Origin of the sequence: Microbacterium sp. (genome assembly GCF_032084865.1) — a bacterium.
GTDB lineage: Bacteria > Actinomycetota > Actinomycetes > Actinomycetales > Microbacteriaceae > Microbacterium.
In genome coordinates this window covers 1-7,349 of record NZ_DAMDLU010000143.1, presented here as the reverse complement: position 1 = coordinate 7,349, position 7,349 = coordinate 1, and the positions used below count along the sequence as shown (strand labels likewise).

The 7,349-nt window shown below is 68.9% G+C and carries 7 protein-coding genes; 1 reads left to right on the top strand and 6 read right to left on the bottom strand.

The window, feature by feature from the left end; genetic code table 11:
• Positions 1-121: 121 nt before the first annotated feature.
• The 6 genes from RT309_RS12630 to RT309_RS12605 form a co-directional block, all read right to left on the bottom strand.
• Positions 122-985: a sugar phosphate isomerase/epimerase family protein gene (locus RT309_RS12630; RefSeq protein WP_313357547.1), complete on the bottom strand. Its 864-nt coding sequence runs from the start codon at positions 983-985 to the stop codon at positions 122-124.
• On the bottom strand, positions 982-2,151 hold the full coding sequence (locus tag RT309_RS12625) for a dihydrodipicolinate synthase family protein (RefSeq protein WP_313357546.1): 1,170 nt from the start codon (positions 2,149-2,151) through the stop codon (positions 982-984). The genes RT309_RS12630 and RT309_RS12625 overlap by 4 nt, the downstream gene beginning before the upstream one ends.
• Positions 2,148-3,302: a Gfo/Idh/MocA family oxidoreductase gene (locus RT309_RS12620; protein ID WP_313357544.1), complete on the bottom strand. Its 1,155-nt coding sequence runs from the start codon at positions 3,300-3,302 to the stop codon at positions 2,148-2,150. The genes RT309_RS12625 and RT309_RS12620 overlap by 4 nt, the downstream gene beginning before the upstream one ends.
• A 109-nt stretch (positions 3,303-3,411) precedes the next feature.
• Entirely contained in the window at positions 3,412-3,885 is a 474-nt protein-coding gene (locus tag RT309_RS12615; RefSeq protein WP_313357543.1) for a MarR family transcriptional regulator, read from the bottom strand.
• 126 nt (positions 3,886-4,011) lie between these two features.
• On the bottom strand, positions 4,012-4,449 hold the full coding sequence (locus tag RT309_RS12610) for a MarR family transcriptional regulator (protein WP_313357541.1): 438 nt from the start codon (positions 4,447-4,449) through the stop codon (positions 4,012-4,014).
• A gap of 1 nt (position 4,450) precedes the next feature.
• A complete protein-coding gene (locus RT309_RS12605; protein ID WP_313357539.1) occupies positions 4,451-6,118 on the bottom strand; it encodes an MDR family MFS transporter in 1,668 nt (555 codons plus the stop codon).
• 167 nt (positions 6,119-6,285) lie between these two features.
• Here RT309_RS12605 and RT309_RS12600 point away from each other — a divergent pair.
• The coding region (locus RT309_RS12600; protein WP_313357537.1) for a formylglycine-generating enzyme family protein at positions 6,286-7,349 on the top strand (1,064 nt) is incomplete at its 3' end.

The following is a 7,349-nucleotide window of genomic DNA, read 5'->3' as shown; positions in this document are numbered from 1 at the left end:
GGCCGCCCGCACGACGACCTCCTCGGCGGCGAGCTGCCGGAACGTCACCGAGCACAGTCCCGCTCTGATCATGCGCGCCTCCCCGACGATGCCGATATCCCTACGAAATCACATCGCGCGATCACAGGTGCGGTGAGACCGTGGCGGCGAACGCGTCCGCCGTGCGTGCGACGACCTTCTCGGGCGCATCCGACCAGATGTCGGCGTTGAAGATCTCCACCTCGATGTCACGGTCGTACCCGGTCTCGGCGACCGCTCGGGTGAGCGAGGCGAAGTCGATGATCCCGTCGCCCATGTAGTGCCGCGAGAGCAGCACGTCGGCGGGGAACGGCGTCTTCCAGTCGCACACCTGGTACGTCGAGATGCGGCCCTCGCGCCCCGCGCGGGCGATCTGCTCGTACACCTGCGGGTCCCACCAGATGTGGAACGTGTCGACCGCGGCGCCGACCACGTCGGCGTCGAAGTCGGCCGCGATGTCGAGCGCCTGGCCGAGTGTGGTCACCACGCAGCGGTCGGAGCCGAACATCGGATGCAGGGGCTCGATCGCCAGGGTGACCCCGGCGCTCTGCGCGTACGGGGCGAGCACGCCGATGGCATCCCGAACCCGTTCGCGCGCACCGATCAGGTCGCGCGACCCTTCGGGCAGGCCGCCCGCGACGAGCACCAGCACGGCCGTGGAGCCGTCGGCTCCCGCCGCGGCCAGAGCGGCCGTCTCGTCGATCGCCCGGCGATTGTCGTCGAGCGCGGCGTCGCGCGCCTGCCCGGCCGGAAGGGTGAAGAACCCTCCGCGGCAGTGGGTCGAGAAGCGCAGGCCCGAATCGGTGAGCATCTTCGCGGCGGTGTCGAGGCCGACCTCGTTCACCGGCTCCCGCCACAGCCCGATCGACTGCACGCCGGCGTCCGCGGTCACCCGAAGGGCGGTGGCGAGGTCGGCGTATTTGATCGTCGCCTGGTTGATCGACAGGCGCGGGTCGGCGGCGGTCATGCGTCCAGTCCGTTCAGCGTCAGCATCCCGTGCCAGCGCTCGCGCGCCAGCTCGGGGTTCTCGAGGGCGAGCGAGGCGTTGGCGAGCTCGACGATGCGTGAGAGGTGCGGCAGGCTGCGCGCGGAGTGCAGTCCGCCGACCATCTGGAACGCCGGCTGGTGGCCGTTCAGCCACGACAGGAACGCGACGCCGGTCTTGTAGTAGAAGGTCGGCGCGGCGAAGATCTGACGGCTGAGCTCTTCGGTGGGACCGAGGATGCGGCGGTACCCGCCGTCGTCGCCGGCGTCGAGCGCCTGGATCGCCGCCGAGGCCACCGGTGTGATCGCCGCGAACGCGCCGAGCAGCGCGTCGGAGTGCGACCGCGCGCCCACTTGCGAGTCGCCGATCAGCGAGACGTAGTTGAAGTCGTCACCGGTGAACATGCGCACGCCCTCGGGCAGGCGCTCGCGCACCGAGATCTCGCTCGCGGCGTTGAGCAGGCTCATCTTGACGCCGCTGATCTTCGCGGGGTTCTCATTGATGATGTCCAGCAGGACCTCGGATGCCGTCTGCCAGTCGCTCGCGCCGAAGTAGCCCTCCAGCTCGGGGTCGAACGCGGTGCCCAGCCAGTGCAGCACGACCGGGGTCGTGGCGCGGTCGAGCACGGCCCGGTACACGCGGCGATAGTCGTCGGCCGACTCCGCGACGCGGGCGAGGTGACGCGATGCCATGAGCACCGGGCCCGCGCCCTGCTGCTCGGTGAACTCGAGCTGCGAGAGGTAGGCGTCGACGACCTGCTGCAGCGAGATGTGCGTCTCATCGACGTGGTCGGTGTTCACGCCGACCACGACCGAGCCGCCCTCCTCGCGCGCCACCTCGGCGCTGCGGGCGATCAGCTCACGCGTCGCGGCCGCGTCGAGGCCCATGTTGCGCTGGGCGGTGTCCATGGCATCCGCCACACCCAGCCCCCACGAGTACACGTTGCGGCGGAACGCGAGTGTGGCGTCCCAGTCGATGTCGGCGGGCCGTCCGGGGGTGTTGTCGCCCGACACGACGGGCACGACGTGCGCGGCCGCGTACGCCACGCGCGAGCGCAGCGCCGAGGTCGGGCGCGTGTACGCGCCCGCGTCGTTGAGCGCGGCGTCGGAGAGCTCTCCGGATGCCGAGAGCAGGCGCAGCGTGGTCACAGCGACAGCTTCTCGATGGCGACCTTGCGGCCCTCGGCGCTCGAGGTCAGGCCCGCCTCGGCGAACTGCACGCCGCGCGCACCGGCTAGCAGGTCGAACGGGTAGTCGGTGCCGAGCACGTACGAGGTGAGGTACTCCTCCCACTGCTGACGGAACCCGTTGAGGAAGACGTCGTTGGTGGGCACGTTCTGCCAGTCGGCGTCGTAGTCGTGGGTGTCTTCGAGGTCGGGGTTCCAGACCGGCTTCGGCGTGGCGTTGCGCGGCTGGATCTTGGCGCCGAACAGACCGACCACGGCCGAGCCGTGCGTGCCGTCGACCTGGAACTCGACCAGCTCGTCGCGGTTGACGCGCACGGTCCACGACGAGTTGATCTCGGCGATCACGCCGCCCTCGATCTCGAAGATGCCGTAGGCGGCGTCCTCAGCGGTGGCGGTGTAGTGCTCGCCCTTCTCGTCCCATCGGTCGGCGATGTGCACGGCCGCCTGGGCGTAGACGCTCTTGACCTCGCCGAAGAGGTTCTCGAGCACGTAGTTCCAGTGCGGGAACATATCGCTGATGATGCCGCCGCCGTCTTCGGTGCGGTAGTTCCAGCTGGGGCGCTGCGCGGGCTGCCAGTCGCCTTCGAACACCCAGTAGCCGAACTCGCCGCGCACCGAGAGGATGCGGCCGAAGAAGCCCGAGTCGATCAGGCGCTTGAGCTTCTGCAGACCCGGCAGGTACAGCTTGTCGTGCACGACGCCGGTCTTCACGCCGGCCTGCTCGGCGAGGCGGGCGAGTTCGAGCGCCTCGTCGAGCGACTCGGCGGTGGGCTTCTCGGTGTAGATCGCCTTGCCGGCGGCGATGGCCTTGCGGATGGCGGATGCCCGGGCCTTCGTCACGAGGAAGTCGGCATAGATCTCCCACTGCGGGTCGGCGAGCGCCGCGTCGAGGTCGGTGGTGTAGTCGTCGATGCCGTGCGTGGCGGCGAGCTCGGCGAGCTTCGCCTCGCTGCGGCCGACGAGCAGCGGCTTGACGGTGACCTTCGATCCGTCGGGCAGCTCGACGCCACCCTGGTCGCGGATCGCGAGGATCGAGCGCACCAGGTGCTGGCGGTAGCCCATGCGTCCGGAGACGCCGTTCATGATGATGCCGATCTCACGCACGTCAGTCATGGTGGTCCGTTCTGTGGAGGGTCGAATCCCGTCGGAGAGTACCGCCGGAGAAGATTGGGTAAACGCTTTCCCACATAGAAGCATCTTCTTCTCGGCGTCGCAACCTCACTCAGCCGGCGAGGCCGTCGAGCAGCTCGGCGAAGTGGTCGAGGTCCTCGGCTGACCAGCGCCGCAGGCGCTCGCCGAGGCGGCTCTCGTACGCCGCACGCGCCGCGGCCACCCGCTCGATGGCCAGCGGAGTGGCGACCAGACGGCGCGCGCGCCGGTCATCGGCATCCCGGATGCTCTCGACCAGCCCCAACTCGGTGAGACGACTCACCTGACGGCTGACCGCCGACTTGTCGGTCTGCAGGCGCTCGATGATCTCGCCGGCGCTGCCGAGGCCGTTCACGATCGAGACGAGCACCTGGTACCCCAGCGGCTGCAGCTCGGGATGCACGGTGGCAGCCGCCTCGCGCCACCCGATGCGGATCCGCGCGAACAGCCGACCGAGCTCGCGCTCGACGCGGTGCACGGCATCGTCGAGGGCCGCACCGTCGAGAGACCCCTCGGTGGCAGGCGGATCAGCCGCGATGTCGCTCACCTCGCCAGCCTAAACCGCAGCGGCCCCGCTGCCGCCCCGCGGTCGCCGCGGTGCGAGGTCACGTGCGTACGCATCCAGCGCCGAAACCGTGCACAACCGACCCCGCATCCACGAGACCCCCGAGGCTCAGACCTCGGCGAGCAGGCGGAACGCCTTCGACGCGGCCTGCACCTCATCCGGTGTCAGCTCGGCGAGCACCGCCCGCATCCGCTCGGCGTTCTCCGCCCGCAGCTGGCCGAGCGCCTCCTGCGCCCCGGCCGTCGCGGTGAGCACCCGCAGCCGTCCGTCGCGCTCGTCGGGGCGTGACTCGAGCAGGCCGAACTCCTCGAGCATCCGGATCTGACGGCTCACCATCGACTTGTCCATCTCGAACAGCTCGGCCAGCTGGTGAGCGTTCGCCCCGCCCGTGCGGGCGATGTACGCCAGCAGCTTGTATCCGGAAGGCTGCAGGTCGGGATGCATCCGCGCTGCCGACTCTCGCCACAGCGTCTTCGCGCGAGCGAAGATGAGGTTCAGATGCCCCTGGAAGTCGGCCAGCGCATCATCGACGCTCTGCGTCTGCACCTCAGCGCACCTGCTCTCGCACGCGCCCGTCGTTCTCGACCACGCGGATGCTGCCGGTCGACCCGCCGACCTCGGCCTCGGCGACCTCGATCGCCGATCCCTCGGCCTGCTCACGCAGCTGCTCGGCGGAGTTCTTCGTCGACAGCGGCTTGTTGCGGATGAAGGCGATCGCGATCACGCCGATCACGGCCAGCGGCACGGCGATGACGAAGGCGTCGGCGATGCCGAGACCGTAGGCCGACTCCACCACCCGGCGGATGCTCTCGGGCAGCGACGACACGTCAGGGACGTTGCCGGAGCCGAGCGACTTCAGAGCGCTCACCTCGTCGGGCGACTTCGGGACGAAGGAGCCGAGGTCGTCCTTGATGTACGAGCCCACGTTGGTCGCGAGGATGGAGCCCATGATGGTCACGCCGATGGTGCCGGCGATGGTGCGGAAGAAGTTCACGCCCGACGACGCGGCGCCCAGCTGCTGCGGAGGCGTGTCGTTCTGCACGATCAGGGTCAGGTTCTGCATCACCATGCCGAGGCCCGCACCCAGCACGAACATGTAGATCGCGACGAGGATGAAGGGCGTGTCCCAGCGCAGCGTCGACATCAGCGACACCCCGATGAGGGTGAGCACCGAGCCCAGCATCATCCAGCCCTTCCACTTGCCGAAGCGGCTCACGAGCTGCCCGATGATGATCGACGCGCCCATCTGACCGACGATCATCGGGATGGTCATCAGACCCGACTCCGTGGGCGTCGCGCCGCGGGCGAGCTGGAAGTACTGCGCGAGGAACACCGACGTGGCGAACATCGACACGCCGATCGCGATCGATGCGATCACCGACAGCGTGAACGTGCGGTTCTTGAACAGCGTCATCGGCACGATCGGCTCGGCGACGAAGAACTCGACCGCGATGAACGCGGCGATCACGACGGCGGCGCCGATGCCGAGCACGTAGCTGGTCGACGAGTCCCACTCGAACTGCGAGCCGCCCATCGAGACCCAGATCAGCAGCGCCGAGACGCCTACGGCGAGCAGCGCGATGCCGAGGTAGTCGATCGAGACCTTGACGTTCTGCGGCTTGGGCAGGTGCAGGGTGAACTGCAGCAGCACGAGCGCGAGCACGGCGAAGGGCACGCCTACGAAGAAGTTCGCGCGCCAGCCCCACACGTCGGTGATGAAACCGCCCAGCAGCGGTCCGCCGATCGTGGCGAAGGCCATGATGCCGCCGACCACACCCATGTACTTGCCGCGCTCGCGGGGAGAGATGATGAGGGCGACCGCGACCATGACCAGCGACATCAGTCCGCCGACGCCGATCCCCTGCACGACGCGCACGGCGATGAGCATGTTCGTGTCGGTGGAGAAGCCCGAGATCACCGTGCCGACAGTGAACAGCACGAGCGAGACCTGCACGAGCACCTTGCGGTCGAGCAGATCGGCGAGCTTGCCCCAGATCGGGGTGGAGACCGCCGTCGCCAGCAGGCTGGCGGTGATCACCCAGGTGTATTGCGCCTGCGTTCCGCCGAGGTCGGCGATGATGACCGGCAGCGACGTCGAGACGACGGTGCCCGAGAGCACGGCGACGAACATGCCGACGATGAGGCCGGAGATGGCGGTGAAGACTTCACGCGCGGAGCGAGTGGTCGAAGACGGAGGGGAGGAAAGAGAGGTCAAAAGGTGCAGCTCCTGGAAGATTGTTGATCTTTCGCAACGGTATCACTGATCGTTGACAGTCATCAACTATTGCTGGACATCAACTATTCCCGCACGTCCGGCGCAGTGTCCCGGTTAGGCTCGATTGACGGTCATCCGCACGGTCGGTGACCTCGGAAGGATGAGTTGTGGACGCTGGATGCTCGTGCGGCTGCGGCACGCCCTCTCGGTCGGCCTTCGCGACGGTGTCGCTGCGCCCCGGCGCGGCGCCCGCAGCACGATCGTCGCAGCACGCCGTGCCGCAGGTGATCGTGCCGGCCGGGTCGTTCGTCATGGGTGACTCCTCGGGCGACCGCAATGCCGCCGATGGCGAGGTGCCGCTGCACCGGGTGATGCTCGACGCATTCTCGATGGATGCCACGAGCGTGACCAATGACGACTTCGCAGTCTTCGTCGACGACACCGGCTACCGCACCGAGGCCGAGGAGTTCGGCTTCTCGGCGGTGTTCCATCTCGCCCTCGCCGCCGACGACGGCGACGTGCTGGGCCGACCGCCGCAGACCCCGTGGTGGATCGGCGTGCGCGGCGCGGACTGGCGTCATCCCGGCGGGCAGCGCTCGGGCGTCGACGGGCTGGGCGATCACCCGGTGGTGCACATCAGCTGGAACGACGCCCAGGCGTACTGCGACTGGGCGGGGCGGCGACTGCCCACCGAGGCCGAGTGGGAGTACGCCGCGCGCGGCGGTCTCGAGCAGCGCAAGTACCCGTGGGGCGATGACGAGGTCGACGACGGCGGCTGGCGCACGAACATCTGGCAGGGCGAGTTCCCGCGGATCAACACCCTCGAGGACGGCTGGCTGACCACCGCACCGGTGCGCTCGTTCGAACCCAACGGGTACGGACTGTGGCAGATGGTCGGCAACGTGTGGGAGTGGGCGTCGGACTGGTTCTCGCCCGGCTATTACCGAACGTCGCCCGAGCACGCTCCCACCGGACCGGAACGGGGGCAGTCACGCGTGCTGCGCGGCGGCAGCTATCTCTGCCACTCGTCGTACTGCAACCGCTACCGCAACTCGGCCCGCTCGCAGAACACCCCCGACTCGTCGATGGGCAATGCCGGGTTCCGCACCGTCGGGCTGTGGGCGGCGCCGCGTCGCCGTCAGATCGAGACGGTGAGCACGACGGCCAGGCCCAGCATCCCGGCTGTCGCGACGCCTGCGGCGAGCGCGAACAGCGCGCCCGCCCCGGCCGC

Excerpts from the sequence above, each read along its gene's own strand:
- RT309_RS12630 (WP_313357547.1), bottom strand. The coding sequence starts at position 985 with ATGACCGCCGCCGACCCGCGCCTGTCGATCAACCAGGCGACGATCAAA.
- RT309_RS12620 (WP_313357544.1), bottom strand. The coding sequence starts at position 3,302 with ATGACTGACGTGCGTGAGATCGGCATCATCATGAACGGCGTCTCCGGA.